The following is a 2,076-nucleotide window of genomic DNA, read 5'->3' on the forward strand; positions in this document are numbered from 1 at the left end:
TGGGTCGTACTGGACCTGAATCATCGAGCCTGTGTTTTGTAAAGAGTGGCGATGCTTTTGAAAATTAGAGATAAAATAAAGAAGATTTAAAAAAAGTATTTAATGAAGTGTTTATATGTGGTGGGTCGTACTGGACTTGAATCATCGAGCCTGTGTTTTGTAAAGAGTGGCGATGCTTTTGAAAACTAGAGATAAAATAAGGAGGTTTTATATGTGGTGGGTCGTACTGGACTTGAACCAGTGACCCTCGCCTTGTAAGGGCGATGCTCTCCCAACTGAGCTAACGACCCACATATAAATTTTTATTTTAGATTAAATGGTGGGTCGTACTGGACTTGAACCAGTGACCCTCGCCTTGTAAGGGCGATGCTCTCCCAACTGAGCTAACGACCCATATAATCTTTTTTCTTCGCTACCATTTTTAGCTTTTGCTTTAAAAAGTAAATGGTGGGTCGTACTGGACTTGAACCAGTGACCCTCGCCTTGTAAGGGCGATGCTCTCCCAACTGAGCTAACGACCCGCGAAGAATAATCTAAATGAAAACACCATCAAAGTTTGTTTAATGGTGGGTCGTACTGGACTTGAACCAGTGACCCTCGCCTTGTAAGGGCGATGCTCTCCCAACTGAGCTAACGACCCATTTAGATTTTTGTAATATGAAACACCATTTTAAAATGGTGGGTCGTACTGGACTTGAACCAGTGACCCTCGCCTTGTAAGGGCGATGCTCTCCCAACTGAGCTAACGACCCATATTACATACAGCATATTATCTTAATGGAAGGACCACCGAGACTTTCTTTAAAAACAGAAAGTAAATGGTGGGTCGTACTGGACTTGAACCAGTGACCCTCGCCTTGTAAGGGCGATGCTCTCCCAACTGAGCTAACGACCCATTAAGAATTTAGATATGAACACCATTAGGGAATAATGGTGGGTCGTACTGGACTTGAACCAGTGACCCTCGCCTTGTAAGGGCGATGCTCTCCCAACTGAGCTAACGACCCATATCTAAAACAACTCATTGCTGCGTTGTTGTGGGGCGCTATTATAGATAGAGTTGTAAATGTGTCAACACTTGAATGAGTAAAAATGTGTTAGATGCAGCTTTTATAAACAATGACATGGCATTTAAGCATTTTTTGGCCAACAAATATGCAATTTATATTCATAAGCTTATATTCAGACTTGGATCTATAGCTCTATGACCTAGGTAAATCATTCCAAATGATATGAATACAGTAAATTTTTAAAACAGTTTTTTCATACCGATAAATTTGCATTAGTTAATTGCATTCTACTTAGCACTATTAAAACAAAGCAGGGAAGGGAAGGGGAAAGTCGTTTTATTTAAAGCTTTAAATAACGAATTTTATTTTGCATATAAATGTATACCTTTTTTAAGAGAGTAAACTCAAAAGCAGAGAGCTTTTGATAACAAACCAACAATGCAATTAGCCCAAAATAGCTAATTTGATAGCTCTTTGTATAAAATACCTCCGTAACGGATTGATATTTAGTCAGCTTGTTGAAATTTAAATCATTTAAATAAACTTAGATAAAAAACTGTTGACTTTATTTGGGGGGCTGCATAGAATGCGCCCCGCACTCAGCGATACACAACCAACATTAATTGGTGGTGTGTATGCAAGTCGGGGCTATAGCTCAGCTGGGAGAGCGCTTCGCTGGCAGCGAAGAGGTCTGCGGTTCGATCCCGCATAGCTCCACCAGATTTGCATAGTGTTTGTCCTAGGGTTGCAGTTTTCTGCGTCCCCATCGTCTAGAGGCCTAGGACACCGCCCTTTCACGGCGGTAACAGGGGTTCGAATCCCCTTGGGGACGCCACTTACTCTTAGTAAGTGAGCAATTGCCAAGAAAATAAATATGTCAGTCTCGAGTACTTGCATGTTATTTTAGTAACCTTAACTCCGATATGAGTCAAACTATCATTTAATGTCCTAGTGACACATTATGTGTCCCCATCGTCTAGAGGCCTAGGACACCGCCCTTTCACGGCGGTAACAGGGGTTCGAATCCCCTTGGGGACGCCACTTACTAAAAGTGTTGTGTTATTAA

10 tRNA genes are annotated in these 2,076 nt (G+C 41.5%); 3 read left to right on the top strand and 7 right to left on the bottom strand.

Going from position 1 to position 2,076, the window contains the following annotated elements:
- Window positions 1–214: 214 nt before the first annotated feature.
- From WA256_RS20955 to WA256_RS20985, 7 genes are all read right to left on the bottom strand, one after another.
- A tRNA-Val gene (locus WA256_RS20955) sits at window positions 215–290 on the bottom strand.
- 27 nt (window positions 291–317) lie between these two features.
- A tRNA-Val gene (locus WA256_RS20960) sits at window positions 318–393 on the bottom strand.
- A 52-nt stretch (window positions 394–445) separates the two neighbouring features.
- A tRNA-Val gene (locus WA256_RS20965) sits at window positions 446–521 on the bottom strand.
- A 43-nt stretch (window positions 522–564) separates the two neighbouring features.
- A tRNA-Val gene (locus WA256_RS20970) sits at window positions 565–640 on the bottom strand.
- 36 nt (window positions 641–676) lie between these two features.
- Window positions 677–752: transfer RNA gene (locus tag WA256_RS20975), tRNA-Val, on the bottom strand.
- A gap of 67 nt (window positions 753–819) precedes the next feature.
- Window positions 820–895, bottom strand: a tRNA-Val gene (locus WA256_RS20980).
- 36 nt (window positions 896–931) lie between these two features.
- Window positions 932–1,007 (bottom strand) — tRNA-Val (locus WA256_RS20985).
- Between the two features lie 647 nt (window positions 1,008–1,654).
- On the opposite strand from WA256_RS20985, the gene WA256_RS20990 reads away from it, so the two are divergent.
- From WA256_RS20990 to WA256_RS21000, 3 genes are all read left to right on the top strand, one after another.
- A tRNA-Ala gene (locus tag WA256_RS20990) sits at window positions 1,655–1,730 on the top strand.
- 39 nt (window positions 1,731–1,769) lie between these two features.
- Window positions 1,770–1,845: transfer RNA gene (locus tag WA256_RS20995), tRNA-Glu, on the top strand.
- A gap of 130 nt (window positions 1,846–1,975) precedes the next feature.
- A tRNA-Glu gene (locus WA256_RS21000) sits at window positions 1,976–2,051 on the top strand.
- Window positions 2,052–2,076: the final 25 nt, after the last annotated feature.

The organism is Pseudoalteromonas sp. CH_XMU1449-3 (genome assembly GCF_037027245.1).
GTDB lineage: Bacteria > Pseudomonadota > Gammaproteobacteria > Enterobacterales > Alteromonadaceae > Pseudoalteromonas > Pseudoalteromonas shioyasakiensis.